Source organism: Lacrimispora sphenoides, assembly GCF_900105215.1.
Taxonomy (GTDB): Bacteria; Bacillota; Clostridia; order Lachnospirales; family Lachnospiraceae; genus Lacrimispora; species Lacrimispora sphenoides_A.
Window position 1 is genome coordinate 798,907 of sequence record NZ_FOIP01000002.1, and the last position, 23,766, is coordinate 822,672.

22 protein-coding genes are annotated in these 23,766 nt (G+C 44.2%); 16 read left to right on the plus strand and 6 right to left on the minus strand.

Annotated elements, in window-relative coordinates; all coding sequences use genetic code 11:
• Positions 1–25: 25 nt before the first annotated feature.
• Together mgtA and BMW45_RS20520 are read left to right on the plus strand one after the other, a co-directional pair.
• On the plus strand, positions 26–2,785 hold the full coding sequence (gene mgtA, locus BMW45_RS20515; RefSeq protein ID WP_278320804.1) for a magnesium-translocating P-type ATPase: 2,760 nt from the start codon (positions 26–28) through the stop codon (positions 2,783–2,785).
• 14 nt (positions 2,786–2,799) lie between these two features.
• Positions 2,800–2,976 carry a conjugal transfer protein gene (locus BMW45_RS20520; RefSeq protein ID WP_166433433.1) on the plus strand — a complete coding sequence of 59 codons (177 nt, stop codon included), beginning with the start codon at positions 2,800–2,802 and terminating at the stop codon, positions 2,974–2,976.
• Positions 2,977–3,036: 60 nt separating this feature from the next.
• On the opposite strand, the gene BMW45_RS20525 is transcribed toward BMW45_RS20520, so the two are convergent.
• Positions 3,037–4,950, minus strand: a complete 1,914-nt coding sequence (locus BMW45_RS20525) for an ABC transporter ATP-binding protein (protein ID WP_092248338.1) — start codon at positions 4,948–4,950, stop codon at positions 3,037–3,039.
• A 252-nt stretch (positions 4,951–5,202) separates the two neighbouring features.
• Here BMW45_RS20525 and BMW45_RS20530 point away from each other — a divergent pair, with 252 nt between their 5' ends.
• The 7 genes from BMW45_RS20530 to BMW45_RS20560 all read left to right on the plus strand — a co-directional run bounded on the left by BMW45_RS20530 (position 5,203) and on the right by BMW45_RS20560 (position 12,570).
• Positions 5,203–5,874, plus strand: coding sequence for a redox-sensing transcriptional repressor Rex (locus BMW45_RS20530; protein ID WP_025232454.1), 672 nt, complete (start codon positions 5,203–5,205; stop codon positions 5,872–5,874).
• Between the two features lie 105 nt (positions 5,875–5,979).
• Positions 5,980–7,488, plus strand: a complete 1,509-nt coding sequence (locus BMW45_RS20535) for an NAD(P)H-hydrate dehydratase (protein ID WP_092248341.1) — start codon at positions 5,980–5,982, stop codon at positions 7,486–7,488.
• Between the two features lie 39 nt (positions 7,489–7,527).
• Complete coding sequence (gene alr / locus BMW45_RS20540) at positions 7,528–8,715, plus strand: alanine racemase (protein ID WP_092248344.1); 1,188 nt, start codon at positions 7,528–7,530, stop codon at positions 8,713–8,715.
• 206 nt (positions 8,716–8,921) lie between these two features.
• Positions 8,922–9,269, plus strand: coding sequence for a type II toxin-antitoxin system PemK/MazF family toxin (locus BMW45_RS20545; protein ID WP_013272276.1), 348 nt, complete (start codon positions 8,922–8,924; stop codon positions 9,267–9,269).
• Between the two features lie 95 nt (positions 9,270–9,364).
• Positions 9,365–10,771, plus strand: a complete 1,407-nt coding sequence (locus BMW45_RS20550) for a hemolysin family protein (RefSeq protein WP_092248347.1) — start codon at positions 9,365–9,367, stop codon at positions 10,769–10,771.
• Between the two features lie 158 nt (positions 10,772–10,929).
• Positions 10,930–11,658: a YebC/PmpR family DNA-binding transcriptional regulator gene (locus BMW45_RS20555; RefSeq protein WP_025232458.1), complete on the plus strand. Its 729-nt coding sequence runs from the start codon at positions 10,930–10,932 to the stop codon at positions 11,656–11,658.
• A gap of 276 nt (positions 11,659–11,934) precedes the next feature.
• Entirely contained in the window at positions 11,935–12,570 is a 636-nt protein-coding gene (locus BMW45_RS20560) for a GNAT family N-acetyltransferase (RefSeq protein WP_092248350.1), read from the plus strand.
• Positions 12,571–12,611: 41 nt separating this feature from the next.
• Here BMW45_RS20560 and BMW45_RS20565 read toward each other — a convergent pair whose 3' ends face one another.
• Positions 12,612–13,382 (minus strand): GNAT family N-acetyltransferase, encoded by a 771-nt coding sequence (locus BMW45_RS20565; protein ID WP_092248353.1) that lies wholly within the window; start codon positions 13,380–13,382, stop codon positions 12,612–12,614.
• 138 nt (positions 13,383–13,520) lie between these two features.
• Between BMW45_RS20565 and pepF the strand changes: the two genes are divergently transcribed.
• Together pepF and BMW45_RS20575 are read left to right on the plus strand one after the other, a co-directional pair.
• Positions 13,521–15,305: an oligoendopeptidase F gene (gene pepF / locus BMW45_RS20570; RefSeq protein WP_092248355.1), complete on the plus strand. Its 1,785-nt coding sequence runs from the start codon at positions 13,521–13,523 to the stop codon at positions 15,303–15,305.
• A 34-nt stretch (positions 15,306–15,339) separates the two neighbouring features.
• Positions 15,340–16,113: a nitroreductase family protein gene (locus BMW45_RS20575; protein WP_092248358.1), complete on the plus strand. Its 774-nt coding sequence runs from the start codon at positions 15,340–15,342 to the stop codon at positions 16,111–16,113.
• Positions 16,114–16,197: 84 nt separating this feature from the next.
• Here the strand turns inward: BMW45_RS20575 and BMW45_RS20580 are convergent, their stop codons facing one another.
• The 4 genes from BMW45_RS20580 to BMW45_RS20595 all read right to left on the minus strand — a co-directional run bounded on the left by BMW45_RS20580 (position 16,198) and on the right by BMW45_RS20595 (position 18,428).
• Positions 16,198–16,611 carry an Hsp20/alpha crystallin family protein gene (locus BMW45_RS20580; protein ID WP_092248361.1) on the minus strand — a complete coding sequence of 138 codons (414 nt, stop codon included), beginning with the start codon at positions 16,609–16,611 and terminating at the stop codon, positions 16,198–16,200.
• A 196-nt stretch (positions 16,612–16,807) separates the two neighbouring features.
• A complete protein-coding gene (locus BMW45_RS20585; protein ID WP_092248364.1) occupies positions 16,808–17,299 on the minus strand; it encodes an LURP-one-related/scramblase family protein in 492 nt (163 codons plus the stop codon).
• Positions 17,296–17,865, minus strand: a complete 570-nt coding sequence (locus BMW45_RS20590) for a chromate transporter (RefSeq protein ID WP_092248367.1) — start codon at positions 17,863–17,865, stop codon at positions 17,296–17,298. The genes BMW45_RS20585 and BMW45_RS20590 overlap by 4 nt, the downstream gene beginning before the upstream one ends.
• A complete protein-coding gene (locus BMW45_RS20595; protein ID WP_092248370.1) occupies positions 17,862–18,428 on the minus strand; it encodes a chromate transporter in 567 nt (188 codons plus the stop codon). The genes BMW45_RS20590 and BMW45_RS20595 overlap by 4 nt, the downstream gene beginning before the upstream one ends.
• Positions 18,429–18,533: 105 nt before the next feature.
• Between BMW45_RS20595 and BMW45_RS20600 the strand changes: the two genes are divergently transcribed.
• The 5 genes from BMW45_RS20600 (at position 18,534) to BMW45_RS20620 (ending at position 22,879) form a co-directional block, all read left to right on the plus strand.
• Positions 18,534–19,415: a LysR family transcriptional regulator gene (locus BMW45_RS20600; protein WP_092248373.1), complete on the plus strand. Its 882-nt coding sequence runs from the start codon at positions 18,534–18,536 to the stop codon at positions 19,413–19,415.
• A 146-nt stretch (positions 19,416–19,561) separates the two neighbouring features.
• Positions 19,562–20,218: a YkgJ family cysteine cluster protein gene (locus BMW45_RS20605; RefSeq protein ID WP_092248376.1), complete on the plus strand. Its 657-nt coding sequence runs from the start codon at positions 19,562–19,564 to the stop codon at positions 20,216–20,218.
• A gap of 54 nt (positions 20,219–20,272) precedes the next feature.
• On the plus strand, positions 20,273–21,190 hold the full coding sequence (pyrF, locus tag BMW45_RS20610; protein ID WP_092248379.1) for an orotidine-5'-phosphate decarboxylase: 918 nt from the start codon (positions 20,273–20,275) through the stop codon (positions 21,188–21,190).
• 9 nt (positions 21,191–21,199) lie between these two features.
• The gene (locus tag BMW45_RS20615) at positions 21,200–21,976 is read left to right on the plus strand and encodes a dihydroorotate dehydrogenase electron transfer subunit (protein ID WP_092248382.1); all 777 of its coding nucleotides are present in this window, start codon (positions 21,200–21,202) and stop codon (positions 21,974–21,976) included.
• Positions 21,977–22,879, plus strand: a complete 903-nt coding sequence (locus BMW45_RS20620; protein WP_092248386.1) for a dihydroorotate dehydrogenase — start codon at positions 21,977–21,979, stop codon at positions 22,877–22,879.
• Positions 22,880–23,766: the final 887 nt, after the last annotated feature.

The following is a 23,766-nucleotide window of genomic DNA, read 5'->3' on the forward strand; positions in this document are numbered from 1 at the left end:
GGCGCAATTTAGGAGGAATAGACTCGTGAACAAGAAACAGAAAAGAGCGAATGCAAGAAAAATCTCAGAGAGCTTCACCCGCAGAGAAAGAGCCAACGAAACCATTACTTTCGCTGCAGCTAATGAGCTTGAGACCGTTTTACAACAATTCAATGCTTCACTGGGTGGTCTTTCTGAAAAAGAAGTTATTGCAAGCCGCAGTTACTATGGCGAAAATAAGGTGACACGGGAAAAGAAAAAAACACTGCCTCAAAGGCTGGCGGAGGCGTTTGTCAACCCCTTTACGGCAATTCTGTTTTGCCTTGCCATTGTATCCACAATTACAGATATAATTTTGCCGGTGGTACAGGGTACGCCGGAAGAAGCTGATCCACTTACGGTTATTATTATCATGACAATGGTTATGATTTCTGGCGCGTTGCGCTTTGTTCAGGAATCCCGCTCCGGCAATGCTGCCGAAAAACTTTTAGGGATGATTACCACAACCTGTACGGTTGACCGGAAGGAAGAAAAAAAGCAGGAAATTCCTCTTGTCGAAGCGGTGGTCGGTGATATCATCCATCTTTCAGCCGGTGATATGATACCTGCGGATGTAAGAATGATTGAGGCAAAGGATTTGTTTATCAGCCAATCGGCCCTGACCGGCGAGAGCGAACCTGTGGAAAAGTTTGCGTCTGTTGGTAAGGATGAAGTAAATACGGCTACAGAGTATTCCAATATCGCATTTATGGGCAGCAACGTAATCAGTGGCAGTGCCACCGCAGTTATAATCTCCGTCGGCGATGATACCCTGTTTGGCTCCATGGCTTCTTCGGTTGCAGGTGAAGCCGTTGAGACCAACTTTACAAAGGGTGTGAATGCCGTTTCGTGGGTTCTCATCCGGTTTATGTTTGTTATGGTACCCATTGTGTTTGTCATCAATGGGATCACCAAAGGCGACTGGATCGCGGCGTTCCTCTTCGGTATCTCCATTGCAGTCGGCCTGACTCCTGAAATGCTGCCCATGATTGTCACCACTTGTCTGGCTAAAGGTGCCATATCTATGTCTAAAAAGAAGACAATCGTAAAGAATTTAAACTCCATTCAAAATTTTGGAGCGATCGATATTCTTTGTACGGACAAAACCGGTACATTGACTCAAGAGCGTGTGGTATTGGAGTATTCTATGGATGTAATGGGAAACAGAGACACCCGTGTGCTTCGCCATGCTTACTTAAATAGCTATTTTCAGACAGGCTACAAGAATCTAATGGATGTGGCAATCATCCGCAAAACAGAGGAAGAAGAAGCCTCCGACCCAAAACTGATCGATTTGTCTGAAACCTACACAAAGGTGGACGAGATTCCTTTTGATTTCACCCGCCGTCGTCTTTCCACCGTGGTCAGTGATAAAACCGGCAAGACCCAGATGGTTACAAAAGGCGCTGTAGAGGAGATGCTTTCTATCTGTTCTTATGCCGAATATCAGGGTAAAGTAGAACCTCTTACGGAAGAAATTAAAACTAATATTCTTCAGACGGTAGATCGCCTGAATGAAGATGGGATGCGGGTTATCGCTGTTGCACAAAAGACCAATCCATCTCCAGTCGGTGCTTTTGGAGTAAAAGATGAGCATAACATGGTGCTGATCGGGTATCTGGCTTTTCTTGATCCACCGAAAGAATCGGTTCAGGAAGCAATCAGGGTTCTCAAGGAGTATGGCGTTACTACCAAAATCCTGACCGGTGACAATGACAAGGTAACCCGTTTTATCTGCAAACGGGTAGGGCTTAAGGTCAATAACCTGCTGTTAGGCTCTGATATTGACAAAATGGATGATACTGCTTTGGCAAAGGCGGCGGAACAAACCGCTGTGTTTGCAAAGCTTTCACCGGATCAGAAGACCCGTATCGTCACCGTCCTCCGTAACAGCGGGCACATCGTGGGCTTCATGGGTGACGGAATCAATGATGCGGCCGCAATGAAATCCGCCGATATCGGCATTTCTGTGGATAACGCAGTTGACATTGCAAAGGAGTCCGCTGATATTATTCTTTTGGAAAAAGACCTGATGGTTTTGGAGGAAGGGATTATCGAAGGGCGTAAGACCTATGCCAATATGAATAAATATATCAAGATGACAGCATCTTCAAACTTTGGCAACATGTTCTCGGTGCTTGCTGCCTCAGCGTTACTTCCATTCCTGCCCATGATGAGCCTGCAGTTAATCTTTCTTAATCTGATTTATGACTTATCCTGTACAGCAATCCCCTGGGATAACGTAGATAAGGAGTTCCTTAAGGAACCCCGCAAATGGGATGCGTCTTCTGTTGGAAGCTTTATGCTGTGGCTCGGACCTACCAGCTCTATCTTCGACTGGACTACCTATGCGTTCATGTACTTTGTTTTTTGCCCGTTGTTTGTGTCCAATGGAATTTTATATAACGACCTGGCAAATCACTTTTCCGGTACGGAATTGTTACGGATGCAGACGAATTATGTGGCATTGTTCCAAGCTGGCTGGTTTGTAGAATCCATGTGGAGCCAGACCCTGGTGATTCACATGATTCGTACGCCAAAGCTCCCGTTCATCCAAAGCCGTGCATCCGCCTCGTTAACACTGCTGACCTTTGCCGGTATTGTGGTGCTGACCATTATTCCATTTACCGCTTTTGGAGGGACGCTGGGATTCCTGCCGCTGCCAACCGCCTACTTTGCGTACCTGATCCCGTGTATTATATTGTACATGGCACTGGCTACGAGCCTGAAGAAGGCATATGTACGGTATTACGGTGATCTTCTCTAAAGGAAAGGAGAGCAATGATAAATTGGGCCAATATCTGGTTAAAACTTTTTGGTACAACTCAATGGATGGGCATTGACATAGGCTTTTGGGTTTCCATGCTCCTGTGTGCGCTCATTGTGGTTGTGATGAATGTTGTTTTTTGGGGGGTGAAACCGAAAAGGAACGATGCTGACACGGCAGGAGATAAGTAGGAGATGAGTAAATTTAATAGAGCTGCCCTTTTACAAAGGACAGCCCTCTTTTTCTAACGTTTATTCTGCCAGATCTTCCCACAGCTCATACAGCTCTTCCAGCCTCAGCCGGATCGTTTCCTTTTCGTTATTAAACTCCACCAATTTTGAGACATCGGTAAAAATCTCTTCCTTACCAAGCAGTTCATCAATTTCTCCGTCTCTGGTTTCTAATTTGTGGATCTCATCCTCTGTTTTCTTTAATTCATTCTGGCGTTTACGAAGACGGGCCTGCTCTTCCTTTTGCGCCTTCCAGTCCAGCTTGGTCTCGGTGATCTCCTCCGAGGCAGCAGCCTTAGCAGAAAGAGGGGCTGTGTACAAGCTGGTCATGATCTCTTTCTTTTCCAGATAGTAATCATAATTGCCGATGTAATTGATCAGAGTCTGATTGGTTAAATCCAGGATTCTGGTTGCGGTTTTGTTAATGAAATAACGGTCATGTGACACATAGAGAATGGTTCCCGTATAGTTGACCAGGGCATCCTCCAGGATTTCTTTGGAGGTAATATCCAAGTGGTTGGTAGGCTCATCCAGTATGAGGAAATTGGCTTCGGAAAGCATCAGCTTTGCCAGGGATACCCGGCCACGTTCGCCGCCGCTTAAGTCTTTTACCCGCTTGAATACATCATCACCGGTAAATAAAAAAGCGGCCAGGATGTTACGGATCTGGGTATTGTTCATGGAAGGGTAGGTGTCCTGCAGTTCATCAAATAGATTCTTTTCCATATTCAGAATCTGATGCTCCTGGTCATAATATCCGATATGTACCTTGGAGCCTAAGGAGATTTCTCCTTCATCCGGTTCTAAAATACCGTTTAACATTTTAAGAATGGTAGTTTTTCCGGTTCCGTTGCCGCCGATGATTGCTACCCGCTCTCCCCGTTTGATTTCAAAATTAACGTTTTCAAAGAGCCGGTTCTGATGAAAGGCTTTTCCCAGCCTGCGGACCGTGAGGACATCGTTTCCGCTGATGATATTGGGTTCCAGACGGATCCGCATCTCATCATTTATTTCCATTGGTTTTTCCAGAACTTCGATTTTATCCAGCATCTTTTCCCGGCTTTCCGCCCGCTTGATGGATTTTTCCCGGTTAAAAGACTTTAATTTGGCAATGACCTCTTCCTGATGCTTAATTTCCTGCTGCTGGTTTAAATATGCTTTCATCTGGGCTTCCCGGATCATGGCCCGCTTTCCGCTGTAATCGGTGTAGTTTCCCTGATATACGGTCATAAGGCCGTTATCCAGTTCCATAATTTTCGTGACCACCCGGTCTAGGAAATAGCGGTCATGGGCAACGATGATTACACTGCCGTCATAATTGATCAAATATCCTTCCAGCCATGCAATGGATTCCATATCTAAGTGGTTGGTAGGCTCATCAAGCAGGATGATATCTGGCTTGGTGAGAAGGAGCCGGCCTAAGGATACCCGGGTCTTCTGGCCGCCGGATAATGACATGACAGGTTTATGGAATTCTTCTTCCGTAAAGCCAAGTCCTTTTAGTACTCCTGTTACTTCGCTTTGATAGGCATATCCGTTTATCAACTCAAATTCGTGGTTGAGTCTGCTGTAGGTGGTAAGCATGGATTCCAGCTCCTCGCCCGTGGCGTGCTTCATATCCACTTCCAGCTGGCGGATCCTTGCTTCCATTTCCATGACAGGCCGCTTGGTTTCCAGGACTTCTTCATAAACAGTCCGCTCTCCGGACAAATCCTGGTGCTGCGACAGATAGCCGATGGATTTCCCCTTGGAAACAATCACATCTCCTTCGTCGGTGGGAAGCTCTCCGATGATGATTTTTAACAGTGTGGATTTTCCGGCGCCGTTAATTCCTACAATGGCGGCTTTTTCATGGTCTTCTATATGGAAGGAAGCATGCTTGATCACTTGATTGCTTCCAAATGCTTTGCTTATATTATTGCATGACAAAATCATGTTTCATTTCCTCTTTCCTGCCTGTATTATGGCATAAAGGTATACTCTGGGGTATTTCCTCTTTCCAGCCTGTTTTTAGGGCATATAAGTATATTCGAAGGGTGTTTTCTTCCTGTATAAATGTAAGGCAACAGAAATAGTATAATATAGGTCCTTCCTTTTTTCAAGGATACAATGATAAAACCCGTTTGACATTATTTTGTCACGCAGTTATAATAATGTTAGTTAGATTAAGTTAAAGAAGGTGAAGAAGTGTCAGAGAAAGAAATTTCCAAAGCAGTGATTACCAGGCTTCCGAGATATTACCGGTATCTGGGCGAATTACTAGAAGATGGAGTGGAACGTATTTCCTCCAATGATTTAAGTGTACGAATGAAAGTGACCGCTTCTCAGATCCGCCAGGATTTGAATAATTTCGGCGGATTCGGCCAGCAGGGCTATGGTTATAATGTAAAGTATTTATATGCAGAGATCGGGAAGATATTGGGAATAGACAGGCAGCATAATATCATTATCATAGGCGCTGGAAATTTAGGACAGGCAATTGCCAATTATGCAAACTTTGAAAAGCGGGGCTTCCTCATCAAAGGAATGTTTGATATCAATCCGCGTCTGATCGGCCTAGTGGTCCGCGGGATAGAGATCCGCAGCGTAGATGATCTGGAGCAGTTCGTAAAAGATAATGATGTCCAGATCGCAGCTCTGACCATTCCAAAGACAAAGGCGCCGGAGATTGCAGACCGCCTTGTGAAGGCAGGAATCAAGGCGATCTGGAATTTTGCCCATACGGATTTAAGCGTGCCGGATGATGTGGTTGTTGAGAATGTCCATCTATCGGAAAGCCTGATGCGGTTATCCTACCGGGTATGCAGTATACAGGACAGTGAGGAAGAAAGAAACAGACAATCTGAAATAATGGAGTAACATGCCTGCCGGCAGGTGAAGGGAAGTCTCTTCGCTGCCGGTAGTTTTTCTATAGACCTTTATGCCCCAAAAGCGCGGGCAGGAAAGCGGAAAGGTGGGAGATATATGAGATATCTGGTTACAGGAGGACAGATGAAGCAGGTGGACCGCTACACCATAGAGAATATAGGGATTCCCTCTCTGGTGCTTATGGAACGGGCTGCCCTGGCGGTTACAGAAGAAGTGATGAAGCATGGGCAGAAAACGGACCGGATATGGATTTTATGCGGAAACGGCAATAATGGAGCGGATGGGGTCGCGGCTGCCAGAATGCTGCATTTGAAAGGATATAAGGTTTTTGCCTTACTGGCTGCCGGAAAAGACAAGGGAAGCAGTGAATATCTGACTCAGGTTTCCATCGCGGAACGTACGGGGGTCAATCTGGCAGGATTTTCTGATCTCATTCCGGGTACCTGCGATATTCTCATTGACGCACTTTTTGGCGTGGGTCTGGACCGGGAGATTCTTGGCAGATACCGGGAGATCCTGGAGACAATCCTCCGCTGCCGGCCGAAATTTACGGTGGCCGTGGATATTCCTTCGGGTATTCATTCGGATACGGGTCAGATCATGGGGATTGCTTTAAAGGCAGACATAACCGTCACATTCGGCTATGAAAAGCTGGGAACTATGCTCTATCCCGGAAAGGAATACAGCGGAAAGGTCATTGTAGCTGACATCGGTTTTCCGGAGGAGAGCTTAGAACGCCTTAAGGCAGAGTATTTTACCCTGGATCCGGAAGATGAGAAAATGCTTCCAAAGCGCCCGGCCTATTCCAATAAAGGGAGCTTTGGAAAGGTCCTTGTGGTGGCCGGATCTAAAAATATGAGCGGGGCTGCCTATTTAAGCGCCCTTGCCGCTTACCGGACAGGAGCAGGCCTGGTGAAAATTTTCACAGTAGAAGAAAACCGGACCATCCTTCAAACCGGACTTCCGGAAGCCATCATTACCACCTATGAAGCCGGGGATGCAGAAGCAGGGACAGAAGGATTTAAAAAGCTTTTGGTAAAGCAGTGTGAGTGGGCCACCGCCATTGTTCTGGGACCGGGACTAGGGCAGGAAGCCTATGTTAGGAATCTGGTGGAAGAGGTCCTTGCGAATGCTTATGTCCCCATTGTTCTGGATGCAGATGGGCTTGGCACCATTGCTTCAAACCCGGAGCTGACCAGCTATTTCACGGAAAACATCATTGTGACTCCTCATTTGGGAGAAATGGCGAGGCTTACGGGAAGCGCTGTGGAAACCATACAAAAGCAGCTGATCACCACTGCCAGAGAATATGCGGACCGGTTCGGTATTACCTGCGTGTTAAAGGACGCGGTGACGATTGGGGCCTTAAAGGATCAGAGAACCTATGTCAATGGAAGCGGCAACAGTGCTATGGCAAAAGCCGGGTCAGGAGATGTGCTGACAGGGATCATAGCCGGACTTCTGGCTCTGGGTCTGGAAGAGTCTGATGCAGCGGCCTATGGTGTATGGCTTCATGGCCGTGCCGGAGACATGGTAAAAGAGAAGCAGGGAGATCACAGCCTTCTTGCCAGGGAACTGGCGGAAGGGATACATTCAATACGTTAAGGAACAAATGCCTGTAGAAATAAACGAGGTGATAAAGTGATGAAATTATACAGCAGGGTTTATGAAACAGTAGATCTAGATGCCATCCGCCACAACATGGAGGCCATGAAGGCAAATCTAAAGGAAGGGACCAGGATAATCGGCGTTGTAAAATCGGACGGATACGGACACGGAGCGGTTCCGGTAGCCTGGGCCATGGATTCTTATGTGTGGGGATATGCGGTTGCCACCGTGGAAGAAGGCGTAATTTTAAGAAAACACGGAATCAAAAAGCCTATTTTGGTCCTTGGCGTAGTACCTTATGAAGGATACAGTCTTTTGGTAGAATATGGGATCAGTTCATCCGTATTTCAGCTTAAACGGGCGGAACGTCTGTCCACTCTGGCGGAAAAGGCGGGAAAAAAGGCAGTGATACACCTGGTGGTGGATACAGGCATGAGCCGGATCGGATATCCGGTCACAGAGGAGGCTGCAGAGGAGGCAGTGAAAATCTGCGGCCTTCCGGGAATTGAAGTGGAAGGGTTGTTCACTCATTTTGCAAAGGCAGATGAAAGGGATAAGAGCGCCACAGATAAACAGATAGAAAAGTACCAAACGTTCGTAACCATGCTTTCTGACAGGGGGATCACGATCCCTGTCCTTCACTGCTCCAACAGCGCCGGAATCCTGGACCTTCAGAGGGCCAACTTTCATGCAGTACGGGCCGGAATATCCATCTACGGCATTTATCCGTCAGGAGAGGTTGACAGGGAAACGGTCAGGCTTCAGCCTGCGATGGAATTAAAAAGCTTTATTTCTTACATAAAAAAAATAGAGCCGGGAACTTCTGTAAGCTATGGAGGAACCTTTACCGCTGACCGGGAGATGACGATCGCGACGATTCCCGTAGGATATGGCGACGGGTATTCAAGAAATCTTTCCGGCAAAGGGGAAGTGCTCATAAGGGGGCAGCGTGCCAGGATATTAGGTCGTGTTTGCATGGACCAGTTCATGGTGGATGTGACCGGAATAAAGGGCGCAGAGGAAGAGGATGAGGTGGTTTTGATCGGCAGGCAGGGAAGCGAAGAGATTACGGTAGAAGAGCTGGCTGCAGTCGGAGGCGGCTTCCATTATGAAATCGTCTGTGACATAGGCAAACGGGTGCCCCGGGTTTACCTTGAAAACGGCAGGGTCATAGGTACGAAAGATTATTTCTACGATTGTTATGAAGGGTTTTGCAAGGGCTGATAACAAACACCATGTCCAAAACATATGATAAGGTATGCGGCGGAAAAACTTAAGTGAATACTCGAGTCAAAGAAGGTCAATACTAGACTTAGGCATAATTTGTGAATGAAGGCAAAGGTCATATACCGCCTGGATTTGGCAGATTAGCCGTTCGGTGAGCTTATAGGCGAATCGAACTTCCTAAATAATTGACGGAGTGTGAGAGTGTGATTATCAGACGTGGAGACATTTATTATGCTGATTTAAGGCCGGTAGTAGGCTCTGAGCAGGGCGGGATCCGTCCGGTTCTTATTATACAGAACGACATAGGCAATAAACATAGCCCTACTGTGATCTGTGCGGCAATTACATCAAGAATGAATAAGGCAAAGCTTCCCACCCATGTGGAGCTGGATACAAAAAAATGCGATATGATAAAAGATTCGGTGATTCTTTTAGAGCAGCTTCGCACCATTGATAAGCAGAGGCTGAAAGAAAAGATTTGTCATATCGACGATGAACTTCAGCAGGAAGTGGACTGTGCATTAAGGGTGAGCCTGGAACTGGATACATAGTTCACCATTGACGGAATGCTGATAAAATGGTATATTTTTAAATAGTTACGAGAAAAAATACGAATGATAAATAACAAAAGGAGTAGATTTTTAGAATGGACGATGGCAATCCGCTTATACGCGTGATTATTTTTATTGCTTTTATCGTATTGGACGCTATTTTTTATGGGTTTGGATCAGCAATCCAAAACGTGAATACAAGCGAACTGGAGCATCAGATGGAGGAAGGAAGTAAAAAGGCCGGTCAGCTGTTACATATAGTTAACAGACCGACCAGATTTGTAAATACGATACAAATCACCACAAATTTAATCGGTATGGTAACCGGGGCTTTTGTTTTAGAGCAGCTGGGAGCAAGGCTTGGGACCGTCTTAACAAGAGACGGGGCTTATCCAAGCCAATGGATATCCCTTTTAAGTCTGTTGTTAGTTTCTGTTGTACTGATCGTGCTTTTGATCAGCTTTGGTATCATTATTCCAAAACGCTGTGCGGCAGAGAACCCTGAAAAATGGGGTTATCTTATGCTGCCTGTAGTATCCCTCATCATGATACCCCTTATTCCCTTTACCTGGCTGGCAAATGTGGTGGCTTACTTTGTCCTGAAGCTGTTTGGAATCGATATGGCATCAGATAATGAGAACGTTACGGAAGAAGACATCATGTCCATGGTGAACGAGGGCCATGAACAGGGCGTTTTAGAGGCCAGAGAAGCGGAGATGATTACAAACATCTTCGAACTGAATGATAAGGAAGCCGGAGATATTATGACCCACCGAAAGAATCTGGTCGCTTTGGACGGCGAGATTACTCTTCGGGAGGCAGTGAATTTCATCTTGAAAGAGGGATTTAATTCCCGTTATCCGATTTACAAAAAGGATGTGGATGACATTATCGGGATCCTTCATATGAAGGATGCTCTTATTGCTGTAGAAAATAAAAGGAATGCATCCCGCCAGCTATGGGAGATCGAAGGGCTTCTCAGAGAAGCTCATTTCATTCCGGAAACCAGGAATATTGATACTCTGTTTAAGGAAATGCAGTCCAGAAAGATCCATATGGTAATCGTAGTAGATGAATACGGTCAGACAGCGGGTATTGTGACGATGGAAGATATTTTGGAAGAGATTGTGGGCAATATCATGGATGAATATGATGTGGATGAAGAATACATTGTCCCCTCAGATGACGGTTCCTATGTAATCAACGGCATGACTCCTTTGGAAGAAGTGGAAAGGGCCTTGAATATTGAGTTTGATGAAGAGGATTATGACTCCTATGATACCATCAACGGCTTGCTGATTTCCAGGCTGGACCGGATTCCCCAGGAAGGAGAAGAGACAGAGGTGTCTATTCTTGGATATTGTTTTAAAATCCTTCGTGTGGAAAATAAGATCATTCATACCATCCGGGTTCGGAAAGAGCTGCCGGAAGAGGAGCATGAGGAAGAACAGGAGCTTAGACATATTGAGGCTCGTGAGGAATTCTCGGACATAAAAATGTAATATCGGCACAGCTGTCATTTGTTCTCGGAAAAAGAGGGAATCGGCAGCTGTGCATTATTTTTCTTGCAAGATGAAAAAAATAGTGCTAAAATGGAAAAGATGTTGACTTATTAGATATTATAAGGACGAAGTAGAGAAAGAAAAGGAGTGTTGGAACAATGTCAGGACATTCGAAGTTCGCGAATATTAAACACAAAAAAGAGAGAAACGATGCGGCTAAAGGCAAGGTTTTTACTATCCTCGGAAGAGAATTGGCGGTAGCGGTGAAAGAAGGCGGACCAGACCCTGCAAACAATAGTAAACTCCGTGATATTATCGCAAAGGCAAAAGCCAATAATATGCCAAACGATACCATTGACCGCGGCATTAAAAAAGCAGCTGGCGATGCAGGCTCCGTTAATTATGAGACAATTACATACGAAGGATACGGCCCTAACGGGGTTGCGATTATCGTAGATACGCTGACAGACAACAAGAACCGGACTGCAGCAAACGTAAGAAACGCATTTACAAAAGGCGGCGGCAATGTGGGAACTCCTGGCTGCGTGTCCTTTATGTTTGATAAAAAGGGCCAGATCATCATTGATAAGGAAGAATGTGAGATGGATCCGGATGAACTGATGATGGTTTCCCTGGATGCGGGGGCCGAAGATTTTTCGGAAGAAGAGGACAGCTTTGAAATAATTACCGCACCTGAGGAATTCAGCGCAGTGCGAGAGGCATTAGAGGCCGCAGGCATCCCCATGGTGGAAGCAGACGTTACCATGATTCCTCAGACATGGGTGGAACTTACGGATGAAGATTCCATTAAGAAGATGAACCGGATTATGGATCTTCTTGATGTGGAGGATGACGTACAGGCCACTTACCATAACTGGAGTGAATAACAGGACACAAAAAGAAAAAGTGAGGAAAAGCCCTGCAGCAGGCTTCCTCACTTTTTTATATCTGGATCCTCTTTGCAGCTTCAGTGCTTTTTGATGTCGATCACACTCTTTTTGCCGCTCTTTCTGTAGTAAAGTACTGTACAACTTTTACGTATTATATTATATAATATTGAAGGGGGAATTACAAACAACGTAACGAACAAAAGAAGAAGAGCAATAGAAGCACGCCATGAAAAATGGTACGGAGTTTAAAGCAAATGGAAGAGGTTTAAGATTATGGATAGCGACCGATTGTACCGGGTAAAAAAAGAAGATGTGGAGAAATTAAAGGAACTGCTGACTGAATGCTTTGCCGGTGATCCGCTTTATTGCAGGTTGATCCCTGACGGGAAGACCAGGAGCCGTCTGCTCCCGGAATTATTTGAATGTGATATGGAGGAATTTTTAGAGACTTGCGAAATATATGCTGACAGTCCAGATATTAACGGGATCCTTGTGGTGGATGATGAATCTCAGCCTTATAATGCCTTTCATTACTATCTGGCAGAAGCAGCCGCCCTTTTAAAAACGGACGGCTATCTGATCAAGGAGGACCCTTCTTTAAAAACATTTTGGAATTTTTTCCAGGGCAGGGAGTATTTGAATTCCAGCTGGACGGACCGTCTTAACCAGGAGAAACGGCTGCATCTTATTTATCTGGCTGTACGGCCTGCCATGCAGCATCATGGGATTTCCTCTCTTCTTTTAAGGGAAGCCATTGACTACGCAGATAAAAATAAGCTCATGATTTCCCTGGAAACACATAATGTAAGCAATGTAAAATTTTATGAACATTTCGGTTTTGAGGTTTTCAGTATTGTGGAAAAGCGTTTTCGTTTAAAACAGTACTGCATGGTCCGGGATATAAAATAGTAGTTCGTATATAAAGTAGTGTTCCGTATATATAATTATGTTTAATAAATATAATAGGACAGGCTTTCCGTAATTTGGAAGCCTGCCTTTTTATATAAGGCCATAGCAGGACCGTTCTGGCCGGACACCTGAAGAGAAATCTTTTTTTGCTTTTCAGAGCCGGGCCTTAAAAAGCAGGTTTCCAAAAGCAGAGAAAGACAGGCGCCACCGAGCCCCTGGTTCCGTAAATTTTCGGTAATTTCAAACCCGTAAAAATAGGAGGTAGACTGTCCCCTGAAATCCAGATAACAGAAGCCCACAGGGGTGTCCTCTATCAGAAAGGTACAAAGGGAAGGTTCCTCTTTATTATCGCGGGTCATGGAGAGCGTAAGAGTCTCATAAAAACGGTTGTTCTTTGCCAGACCGGTTTTCAAAAAATCAGAAGAAGTAAGCTCCATTAAATGTTCCTGATACCAAAGATCGGCTCCTATGGCGTTAATGGTCAGGGCGGTATCTTTGCAGGTTTCCTCTGCAGGAAAAATCAGATCATTGTCTCCCATCTCCTTCAACAGCTCTTCCAGAAGCATCATGAAATATCCGCACCGCCTGTTTGGCGGAAGGGTATAAGCGCAGCATTCATAGTCCCCGTTTTCATTAAAAAATGCACAAAGAGCGGATAAGAGGCTGTCTTCTTCGTATAATAAGAAAAAAATACATTCTTCTTCCATAGGAAAAGTAAGAGAAATATGGTCATGCTTTCTGCAGGCATCCTGCAGGTGGAGCAAGTCACTGATTTGCGTTTCGCTGGGGGTTTTCGTTCGTATAATATTCATTTGGGACTCCTGTTTCGTTTTCGTATAGTATAATACAATAAAATGTATAAATTCAATCAAATATTTTCCATATTGCTGATTGTTTCTTTGAAATATGGGTGATAGAATAAACACAAGTGAAGGAGTGGAGGGATTTAATTGAAAAAGAGAGAAGAAATACCGGTTTGCGATACCTGGAACCTGGCGGATATTCTGCCGTCTGAGAGTGCATGGGAGGATCTGTTCCGTGAAACAGAACGCTCGCTTTCAGGTTATAAAAGATTTGAAGGACATCTGGCAGATTCAGGCGAGATGCTTTTTTCCTGTCTGAAGTTTGATGAGGAGATATCCCTAAAGATTGAAACACTGTTTGTATACGGAAAGCAGAAATCCGATGAGGATACAGGCAATGCCAGATATCAGGAATTTTCCTCAAGGGCAAGGTCCCTTTCCTATGAGGCAGCAGGGCTGTCATCATTTTTGATACCGGAAATCCTGGAAATGACGGAGGAGACCCTTGAACAATACCGGAAGAATACGGCCGAGCTTACACGTTATGACAGAACCTTGGAAATTATTTTAAAGAAGAAGGCCCATACGTTGTCGGCTCCTATGGAAGCCTTGCTGGCAAAGTCCATGGAAGCTACCTCCGCCCCTTCGGAAATCTTTAATATGTTTAATAATGCGGACGTGAAGTTTCCTGAAATCATGGATGAAAAGAATCAGCCTGTCAGGATCACCCATGGAAATTATGTTGCCCTTATGGAAAAGCAGGACAGAAGGGTAAGAAAATCAGCGTTTGAGGCCCTGTACAGCGTCTATGGACAGTTTGGCAATACTCTGGCTGCTACTTTTTCTTCCAATGTGAAACAGGCGGCTTTTTACGCAAAGGCAAGAAATTATCCCTCTGCCAGAGCTCATTCCCTTGGGGAGAATGAGATTCCGGAGGAGGTGTATGACAATCTCTTAAATGCGGTTCATGAGGGTCTGTCCAGTCTCCATGAATATGTATCCATAAGAAAGAAGGCCCTTGGAGTGGATGAGCTGCATATGTATGACCTATATGTGCCCATGGTATCAAGGGAAGAACGTAAATATACTTTTGAGGAAGCCAAGGCCATGGTGTTAGAAGGCCTTAAGCCACTGGGAGAGGACTATTTATCCCTTTTAAGAGAAGGCTTTAATAACCGGTGGATCGACGTATATGAAAATGAAGGAAAGCGGAGCGGCGCTTATTCCTGGGGTGTTTACGGGATCCATCCCTATGTATTGTTAAACTTTAACGGAACTCTTGACAGTGTCTTTACTCTGGCTCATGAGATGGGGCATGCCCTCCACAGCTGGTTTTCCGATAAGAACCAGACTTATATAGATGCAGGATACAAGATCTTTGTAGCGGAGGTGGCATCTACTTGTAACGAGGCACTGCTCATCCGGCATTTATTGGGAACCACGTCAGATAAAAAGGAACGGGCTTACCTTGTGAATCATTTTATGGACAGTTTCCGGGGGACTCTTTACCGGCAGGCCATGTTTGCGGAGTTTGAAGCAGAGACCCATCGCCGTGCAGGGGAAGGAGAGGTGCTTACTGCCGAGGTTCTTTGCAGAATATACCACCGGCTGAATGAGGAATATTTTGGCCCGGACATGGTGGTTGACCAGGAAATCGATTATGAATGGTCCAGAATTCCGCATTTTTACACACCATTTTACGTATACCAGTATGCCACAGGGTTTTCGGCTGCCATTGCCATCAGCAGCAGGATTCTTAAGGGAGAAGAGAAGACGGTCAAGGGATATTATGAATTTTTAAGCGGCGGAAATTCTATGACTCCTATAGACTTGTTAAAGCTCTGCGGCGTTGACATGGGGACAGCAGAACCGGTGAAGGATGCACTCCAGGTGTTTGCCGGGCTTTTGGAGGAAATGAGCCGGCTTATTTAAGTCTGGTTGTTGGATAGAGGAGAGGGGAGCAGGTATGAATCTGTATCAGATGATATTTAAAAGAAGATCGATCAGGAAGTTTAAGAAGGAACAAGTCCCGGAGCAGCTGCTAAAGGACATCCTTTATTTTGGGGATAATATACCAAGGCTGCACGGGGATATTCAGATTAAGCTGGAAATAAGTGAAAATATGGAAGAGCATCTGCCTGTTAAGGGATTGTGGAAGGTAGAGGCGCCTTATTATCTGGTATTTTATTCTGAGGAAAAGGAAGGGTATCTGGCAAATGCAGGATATGTGCTTGAGCATGTTCTTTTATATATGACCGGAAAAGGACTAGGCACCTGTTATCTCGGGAGCACCAAGGTTCCGGAGCCAGGGCCGGCAGGAATGAAGCAGGTGATCGTTGTTGCCTTTGGTTATCCAAAGACCCTGCTTTACCGGGATCCTGCAACGGCAAAACGGCTTCCTTTAAAGGAATTATGCGTGTTTAAGGAAGAAGCCGGAGAATCCATGAAAAATATTTTAAAGGCTGTCCGCCTCGCTCCGTCGGCCATGAATACCCAGCCCTGGCGTTTTATCGTTTATCATGACAAAATCTATGTGTTTTCCTGCAGGGAATTCCTGCCGTCATATTCTCTTGTATCCATGCGGGAGATCAGCACCGGGATTATGCTTTCTCATTTAACCATTACTGCGGAAGAGATGTGGATTAATGTGAAACTGGAAGCAGAGGAAGCCATGGAGAAAAAGTCTTATAAAAGCGGGGCATATGTGACTACGGCATTTTTAAAAGAGTATAAATGCTGATAAAATGCTGATAAGATCGTTCACTGATACAGAAAGAAAGGGAAGGTCCTCCATATGGGGCCTTCCCTTTTTGTCTGTATCGGATTACTCAATGGTGATATAGTGGTTTTCTTCGATCTGTTTTGGAGCTTCCTTCGGAACAACAAGCTTCAAGATGCCGTTTTCAAACGATGCCTTGATATCTTCCTGTTTCAGGCCGGAGCCTACATAGAAGCTTCTCTTTACAGAGCCTCTGTAGCGTTCCCTGCGGATATAGTTTTTCTGGTCCTTTCCCTCATTTTCGGAAACAGAGTCTGCACATATGGTCAGATATCCTTCTTTTAATTCGGCCTGCACTTCCTCTTTTTTATAGCCTGGAAGCTCGATATTAATGACATAGTCGTTTCCATTGTCCTCAATGTCGGTTTTCATCAGGGACTGTCTGTTGTGATATGCATCCGTAAAAAACGGATCATTAAAAAATTCATCAAATAAGTTATTTCTTCTTGTTAATAACATAAAGGGTTCCTCCTTTTGGAAATTTGTATGTCACCGGTTATCCGATGCATTGCTATTTGTTCTACATGTAATATAACACACATTGTTAGCACTGTCAACGGGTGAGTGCTAATTGAATTGTGAAAATTTTGTGACTCATACAAAATAGACACCGGTCCAGGAAAAATATCGAACTGTTTCTGAGAGTCGTGAGCTATTATACAATCTCTATGTCATCATCATGGAGCATATAAATTCCCAATATAAAGATAATACAACACAGCTCCGTTGATATATTATAGGAATCTGTTATAAGCTGTTTCCGCAAAGACATCATGTGGGTCATTTTTCCTGCTTCAATACCATTTAGAAATATAGTGAACTCTCTCTGTTTATCCTGTACTATGACAATATCGCCGGAAGCCAGCACTGATTTTTCTGCCATAGGTGGCCTGAATAGACCCTTCTGTACGATGTTTCCATTCTCATCCTGAGCATATTGGAACCGGCATTCAGATATGAAGCCGTCATTCCCCTTTATCTTAATTTTATTTCCGCATTTTTTTACAGTATATAAAATCTTTCCGCCCATATCAAGAAATTCCATTTTTGCGCCTTTAAAATAGCTTTGTTTCCATTCTCCAATGACACTGTTGTTTTCATCGTAAACAATATATTTTTTTAATTTCTGCCTGACAATCAGCTTCATAATCCTCCTCCTATCAAAGAAACAGTGACCTTCATGACACCTGCTAGTAACATGACCCAGATCGGGTTCATTTTAAATTTCTGCAGTAAGATTATGCATATGCAAAATATAATAATTAAACTCCACCGGGTATTCGCTAAATTTACAGATAAATTGCCGCCCCAGAATGCAGATTGCAAAATTGATATACCGGCAGCCGCTACCATTGCCACAACCGCGGGACGCAAGGAATTTAATACTCTCTGAAGTACGGTCATTTCTCTGTATTTGAAATAGAATTTTGCAATTAGCGTAATCATAATGCAGGAAGGAAGAATACAGCCAGCAGTCGCAACCATTGCACCGGGAATCCCCGCTATTTTAATGCCTACAAAGGTTGCCGAGTTCACTGCTATGGGACCTGGCGTCATCTGGGATATGGTAATCAAATCCGTAAACTCTGTCATGCTTAACCATTTATGATGTGATACGATCTGACTTTGAATCAGCGGCATGGCAGCATAACCGCCTCCAAAACTAAATGCTCCTATCTGGAGAAAACTCAAAAAAAGTTGTAAGTAAATCATTTTTTCCTTCCCTCCATTTCAAACCAAGTCCGGAGAATTCCTGTTAAGATACACACAAGCACCACATATACTACGTTCACGTTTAAGAGGAAAGTGGCTATAAAAGCTCCGATCATAATTAGATTTGAACTTTTACTATGTCCCTGTACAACGCCCCGCGCCATTTCATAGACTACGGAGGCAATCACGGCCCCAACTCCCGCCTGCATTCCTTCAAGCATCAGGCTGATCATTGCATTGTCTCTAAATGCTGTGTAAAAAGCAGAAATAGCCGAAATGGCTACAAATGGCGGAATAATGGTTGCAATGATCGCTGTTATGGTGCCCGCGGTTCCAGCCAGCTTATAACCTACAACAACAGCACCGTTTACAGCGATGGCACCAGGGGCTGACTGGGCAATAGCAATTAAGTCCAGCATTTCATCATTTTCGATCCAATGGTATTCATCCACAAACTTTTTCTTCATCAAAGTGACGATCACGTATCCGCCGCCAAAAGTAAAGGCACTTAAGTACAAGGTGGATATAAATAGCTTTAATAAAATTTGTTTTTTCGTTTTCATTTTTCGCCTCCTTACATTTATTATATTTACTGTTGATTATTAAGTAAAATAGTATTATTCTATTAAATATATAATGATTTCATTATGAATTGAAAGGATAAGATCATGACCCTCCGGCATATTCAAATTTTTGTTTCTGTATACCAAAACGGAGGCATTACTAAAGCATCAGACGCATTGCATTTAGCGCAGCCATCCGTAAGCCTTGCAATTAAGGAAATTGAAGAATACTATGGCATCCGTTTATTTGAACGGATCGGAAGACGTATCCTGCCGACAGAATGCGGAAGCGAATTTTACAGTTATGCGCTTCATATCGTTTCACAATTTGATGAGATGGAAAAGAAAATCCGTAATTGGGAAACTCTCGGTACTTTAAGGATTGGGGCAAGCATAACCATTGGCACGCATGTTTTACCCGGTATCATAAAGGAAATGCAGCTGTTATTTCCAGATCTTACAATCGAAGCAGTCATCAAGAACTCAGCTGCCATCGAGCAGCATATTCTTGATAATGGTGTGGATATCGGCTTGATAGAAACGGTTCCAGAGCAGGAGAATATGGTTTATGAGCCATTCATGGAAGATTTTTTGTGTGCGATTGTATCTCCTTCCCACCCTTTGAACAAAAGAGATCACATTACACTTACTGAAATTGCAGATTATGATTTGCTGATGAGGGAAAAAGGAAGTGCAGGCCGTGAGATATTAGAGGGCTACTTTTCCATGGAACAATTATCAGTACATCCACTGTGGGAAAGTACCAGCACACAGGCGATTGTAAAGGGTGTCTCTTCAGGCATTGGGATTTCCGTCCTGCCATATCTTCTCGTTGAAAAAGATATAGCCGAAGGCATTGTGAAACGGGTACCAATAAATCCACGCTTAAAAAGAAACTTTAATATTATTTATCATCGCAGCAAATATCTGACTTCAACTATGAACGCTTTCATGGAGCTCTGTAAAACGTATGGCAGGGAAGTATAATTTTCCCTGCCATACGTTTGCAGCGGAAAATCATATCATTCCGGCCGCTGCTAGTTTTAATAAAGAATTGAATCCCCATTGAATGTACGGGCAGGAGATGGTAGAATAACCATGTTTGCTAAAAAGAAAGTTGAGGAAAACTATTCATGAAACGGGAAATCGATTGGAAAGAGATCTCAGATGGAAAATTATATAGCTTAAACGATATGGTAAAGGCGGATTGCGGCGACTGCAAAGGCTGCTCGGCCTGCTGTCAGGGGATGGGGCAGTCGGTTACCCTGGATCCCCTTGACTGTTTCCGGCTGACGGTAAATCTTAATTGTACTCTGGAGGAACTGCTGGCAGAGAAGCTGGAACTTCATGTGGTGGATGGAATCGTGCTTCCAAACTTAAAAATGGGGGGAAATGAGGAAAAGTGCGGCTTTTTAAACCAGGAAGGGCGATGCGGGATTCATAGCATCCGGCCGGGAATCTGCCGCCTGTTTCCCTTAGGGCGGATCTATGATGAGCAGGGATTTCAGTATTTTCTCCAGGTACATGAGTGCAGGAGGGAAAACAGGGCAAAGGTCAAGGTACGCAAATGGATTGATACCCCTGATGCAAAGCGGTATGAAAAGTTTGTGTCTGACTGGCATTTCTTATTAAAGCGGCTGGAAAGAAAGCTGGAAGAGGATGGAGATCAGACCTTGGCAAATAAAATCAGTATGTATGTTTTAAAGCAGTTTTATCTTATGCCCTATGACAGGGACCAGGATTTTTTCGATCAGTTTGGCAAAAGGCTTGAAGCCAGTTCTTTCTTATGATAGAATTGGTAAGAATAAAAAAAAATAAGGGAAAAGAGATCCAAGGAGGAAGCTATGATCAGGCAGTTAATAGACAAAATTCAGAAAACAAAAGCCCCAATCTGCGTAGGTTTGGACCCCATGTTAAACTATATACCAGAGCATGTTATAAAAAAGGCATTTGAAGAATTCGGTGAAACTAAAGAAGGCGCTGCGGAAGCTATTTGGCAGTTCAATAAAGAAATTGTTGATCATGTTTATGATCTGATCCCATCCGTTAAGCCACAGATTGCCATGTACGAGCAGTTTGGCATCGAAGGCTTGAAAGCGTATACAAAGACTGTTAACTATTGCCAGGAAAAGGGGCTTTTCGTCATTGGAGATGCTAAGAGAGGAGATATTGGTTCCACATCAGCCGCTTATGCTACAGCACATATCGGGCAGGTGAAGGTTGGAAACAAAAGTTTTTCTGCTTTCGGTACAGATTTCCTTACGGTCAATCCATATTTGGGGACCGATGGCGTAAAGCCCTTTGTGGATGTATGCAAGGAAGAAGACAAGGGACTTTTCGTTCTGGTGAAGACCTCTAATCCTTCCAGCGGAGAATTCCAGGATCAGCTGATTGGCGGAAGGCCGCTGTATGAACTGGTTGCAGAAAAGGTTGTGGAATGGGGAGCAGACTGTATGGATGGCGCTTACAGCAATGTGGGAGCCGTTGTAGGGGCCACCTATCCGGAGATGAGCAGGATTCTCCGCAAACTGATGCCAAACACCTATTTCCTGGTTCCGGGATACGGCGCCCAGGGAGGAACGGCAGAGGATCTAAAGCCATGCTTTAACGAGGACGGCCTGGGAGCGATTGTAAACTCCTCCAGGGGAATTATTGCAGCCTATAAATCTGAAAACTACGCCCGGTTTGGCGAAGAGCATTTCGGTGAAGCCTCCAGACAGGCGGTTATTGACATGGTCACCGACATCAACAGGGTATTATAGGGGGATCGCATGGCAAAGGTAAAGGAAATGGCAGTGGTTGCCAGCCAGACACGGCTGGGAGATGATGTATACAGTATGTGGATTAAAACAAAGGATATCACTGCCCAGGCAGAGCCGGGACAGTTTGTTGACCTATATACAAAGGATGGCGCAAAGCTTTTGCCCCGCCCCATCAGCATTTGCGAGACAGATAAGGACAAGGGACTTTTAAGGCTGGTGTATCGGGTAGTAGGGGGCGGAACGGAAGAGTTCTCCCATTACAAGGAAGGTGATTCCGTAGAGGTCCTGGGACCTTTGGGCAATGGATTTCCCCTGGAAGCCGGTACAAAAGGGAAAAAGGCATTTTTGATCGGCGGCGGAATCGGAATTCCACCTATGCTTGAACTGGCAAAGCATTTGCCTTGTGAGAAACAGGTGGTACTTGGATACCGGGATGCCCTGTTTTTAAATGAAGAATTTTGTCCATATGGAGACACTTATATTGCAACAGAGGACGGAAGCACCGGAACGAAGGGCAATGTTTTAGATGCAATCCGGGAACAGGGCTTAAAAGGCGATGTGATCTTTGCCTGCGGTCCTACCCCCATGCTGAAGGCTCTTAAGGCTTATGCTCTGGATAATGAAATAGAATGTTATCTTTCCCTGGAGGAAAAGATGGCCTGCGGCATTGGAGCCTGTCTTGCCTGTGTATGCAAAAGTAAGTCAGTGGACGAGCATTCCATGGTTCACAATAAGCGTATCTGTAAGGATGGTCCGGTATTTAAGGCTGAGGAGGTAGAATTTTAGATGAATACGAAAGTGAATCTGGCCGGAGTGGAGCTTAAGAATCCGGTTATGACTGCTTCCGGCACCTTTGGTTCCGGTGAGGAATACAGCGAGATGATTGATTTAAATCATTTGGGAGCTGTGGTTACAAAAGGCGTGGCCAATGTGCCATGGCCAGGTAACCCCACGCCCAGAATCGCGGAAACCTACGGAGGCATGATCAATGCCATCGGCCTTCAGAATCCGGGAATGGAAGTTTTTATTAAGAGAGATATTCCATTTTTAAAGAAGTACGATACGAAAATCATTGTCAATGTATGCGGAAAGACCACAGAGGATTATATCGAAGTTGTGGAGCGGTTGGCGGATGAGCCGGTGGATATGCTGGAAATCAACATTTCCTGCCCTAATGTGAAAGAGGGAGGAATCGCTTTTGGACAGGATCCCAAAGCGGTAGAGGCCATAACAAGGGAAGTTAAAAAATATGCAAAGCAGCCGGTTATCATGAAGCTGAGCCCCAACGTAACGGACATAGGGGTAATGGCAAAGGCAGCAGAGGCCGGAGGAGCAGATGTACTGTCCCTTATTAACACCTTAACCGGTATGAAAATTGACATTAACCGCCGCACCTTTGCAGTCGCCAATAAAACAGGAGGCTTATCTGGTCCGGCTATTAAGCCCATTGCAGTACGCATGGTATATCAGGTGGCCAATGCGGTGAAACTTCCCATTATCGGTATGGGCGGGATCATGAATGCGGAGGATGCCATAGAATTTATTCTTGCAGGAGCTACGGCTGTTTCCGTTGGAACAGCCAATTTCCGGAATCCTTATGCAGCGGAAGAAGTAGTCAGAGGCATAGAGGATTACATGAAGAAATATGACGTAGAAGATATCAGGGATCTGATAGGAGCTGTACGGTAACAGCATTATTTTGAATGGATTTATTGTATTCATAGAAAAACCCAGGCCAGGAGTATAATCGCTCCTGGCCTATTTTTACCATTGATAATGCTTTACCTTTCCCAATAATAACTGATGCTATTGTTACAATACAGTTTAGACCGACCAGTTTGTTAATATTATTTTCTAAAACTTTTAAGGGATATGTCTATTAAATTATTCGACTATTTTTATCATTTAACATATAACATTGATAACAGAGAGTATTTATCTATAAAACCAACAAAAGCAAAGGAGTTGGTTGCATGACCCAGAAAATGGTTTACAATTAAAATTGGCAATAGATTGTATGCCCATAAGGGTAAGTTGGACAAATGGTTTACTAAATCAAATTTTATATGATTGTTAATTGAAAATACGTATTGAGTATGGTAAAATTAGGGACGGATGTTCTAACAGTATTCCTTTCCCCGAATTTACGCAGGAAGGAGGACATATTGGTTAAATCACTCAAAGGGAAAGAACTTGGAAAAGGTATATCTAGGACGATGTACTTTATCAATCCAAGTTTGTTAATAGATTTGGCAATAGGCAGACTATTTATGGTAAAACAAACAATGAAATATTCAAAAAACTACGTTCTGAGCAGTATGAAGATGAAAAACAAGTCAATGTCGTCAAAAAGAATATTACGCTATTACGCTTAATGAATGGTATCACATATAGTTGAGCATTTGTAAAAATAGTTGCAGAAATTCGTCAAAGGGATCTTACGCTACTCACTATAAACGGATAAAAGAAGAATTGGGTTGGAGAATATGTTATTTTCGTAAAGATGGGAAATACTTATTTGAGAAGCAAGGTACCAAAACAAATAATGGAAAAAGAATTATACCTCTGACCTAGCT

Excerpts from the sequence above, each read along its gene's own strand:
- BMW45_RS20520 (WP_166433433.1), top strand. The coding sequence starts at position 2,800 with ATGATAAATTGGGCCAATATCTGGTTAAAACTTTTTGGTACAACTCAA.
- BMW45_RS20525 (WP_092248338.1), bottom strand. The coding sequence starts at position 4,950 with ATGATTTTGTCATGCAATAATATAAGCAAAGCATTTGGAAGCAATCAA.
- BMW45_RS20535 (WP_092248341.1), top strand. The coding sequence starts at position 5,980 with ATGAGATATCTGGTTACAGGAGGACAGATGAAGCAGGTGGACCGCTAC.
- alr (WP_092248344.1), top strand. The coding sequence starts at position 7,528 with ATGAAATTATACAGCAGGGTTTATGAAACAGTAGATCTAGATGCCATC.
- BMW45_RS20550 (WP_092248347.1), top strand. The coding sequence starts at position 9,365 with ATGGACGATGGCAATCCGCTTATACGCGTGATTATTTTTATTGCTTTT.
- BMW45_RS20555 (WP_025232458.1), top strand. The coding sequence starts at position 10,930 with ATGTCAGGACATTCGAAGTTCGCGAATATTAAACACAAAAAAGAGAGA.
- BMW45_RS20560 (WP_092248350.1), top strand. The coding sequence starts at position 11,935 with ATGGATAGCGACCGATTGTACCGGGTAAAAAAAGAAGATGTGGAGAAA.
- BMW45_RS20565 (WP_092248353.1), bottom strand. The coding sequence starts at position 13,382 with ATGAATATTATACGAACGAAAACCCCCAGCGAAACGCAAATCAGTGAC.
- BMW45_RS20575 (WP_092248358.1), top strand. The coding sequence starts at position 15,340 with ATGAATCTGTATCAGATGATATTTAAAAGAAGATCGATCAGGAAGTTT.
- BMW45_RS20580 (WP_092248361.1), bottom strand. The coding sequence starts at position 16,611 with ATGTTATTAACAAGAAGAAATAACTTATTTGATGAATTTTTTAATGAT.
- BMW45_RS20585 (WP_092248364.1), bottom strand. The coding sequence starts at position 17,299 with ATGAAGCTGATTGTCAGGCAGAAATTAAAAAAATATATTGTTTACGAT.
- BMW45_RS20590 (WP_092248367.1), bottom strand. The coding sequence starts at position 17,865 with ATGATTTACTTACAACTTTTTTTGAGTTTTCTCCAGATAGGAGCATTT.
- BMW45_RS20595 (WP_092248370.1), bottom strand. The coding sequence starts at position 18,428 with ATGAAAACGAAAAAACAAATTTTATTAAAGCTATTTATATCCACCTTG.
- BMW45_RS20600 (WP_092248373.1), top strand. The coding sequence starts at position 18,534 with ATGACCCTCCGGCATATTCAAATTTTTGTTTCTGTATACCAAAACGGA.
- BMW45_RS20605 (WP_092248376.1), top strand. The coding sequence starts at position 19,562 with ATGAAACGGGAAATCGATTGGAAAGAGATCTCAGATGGAAAATTATAT.
- pyrF (WP_092248379.1), top strand. The coding sequence starts at position 20,273 with ATGATCAGGCAGTTAATAGACAAAATTCAGAAAACAAAAGCCCCAATC.
- BMW45_RS20615 (WP_092248382.1), top strand. The coding sequence starts at position 21,200 with ATGGCAAAGGTAAAGGAAATGGCAGTGGTTGCCAGCCAGACACGGCTG.
- BMW45_RS20620 (WP_092248386.1), top strand. The coding sequence starts at position 21,977 with ATGAATACGAAAGTGAATCTGGCCGGAGTGGAGCTTAAGAATCCGGTT.